Source organism: Acetomicrobium sp. S15 = DSM 107314, assembly GCF_016125955.1.
GTDB classification, from domain to species: Bacteria; Synergistota; Synergistia; order Synergistales; family Thermosynergistaceae; genus Thermosynergistes; species Thermosynergistes pyruvativorans.
The window spans coordinates 1-331 of record NZ_JADEVE010000113.1 but is presented as its reverse complement, the minus strand read 5'-3'; the positions used below and the strand labels follow the sequence as shown (position 1 = coordinate 331).

Genomic DNA, 331 nt, shown 5'->3' with positions numbered 1-331 from the left:
GGCGGCGCAGGGCGCTAAAATTCCGATTCAGGCGCTGGCAGATCGGGTGACCAACGTCTTCGTTCCTGTTGTGATTGCGCTCGCCTTGGCGAGCGGCGTGTCCTGGTATCTCAATGCAGCCTCGTCTAGTCCCTCGGGGACTCTCACGGTTATGAGCGAAGGTAGCCTGTACGGTTCATCCACCAAGAGTTTTAACCCCATCGCCTCGAGCCCTGCCGCCAGGGACGGGCGTTATGTAGGAAGCCATTTCCTTGACGGCATCGAAATCCACGTCACCGATAAGTCCCGACTGCGTCCGCGTTATTCCCACATCCACGACGACAGCTCCATC

General features: G+C 58.6%; 2 protein-coding genes. Both read right to left on the bottom strand.

The genetic code is table 11. From position 1 onward, the window contains the following. Nucleotides 1-27: 27 nt before the first annotated feature. Nucleotides 28-201: a hypothetical protein gene (locus EZM41_RS02910; RefSeq protein WP_198469332.1), complete on the bottom strand. Its 174-nt coding sequence runs from the start codon at nucleotides 199-201 to the stop codon at nucleotides 28-30. Continuing rightward, nucleotides 176-310 (bottom strand): hypothetical protein, encoded by a 135-nt coding sequence (locus EZM41_RS02905; RefSeq protein ID WP_342449217.1) that lies wholly within the window; start codon nucleotides 308-310, stop codon nucleotides 176-178. The genes EZM41_RS02910 and EZM41_RS02905 overlap by 26 nt, the downstream gene beginning before the upstream one ends. Nucleotides 311-331: the final 21 nt, after the last annotated feature.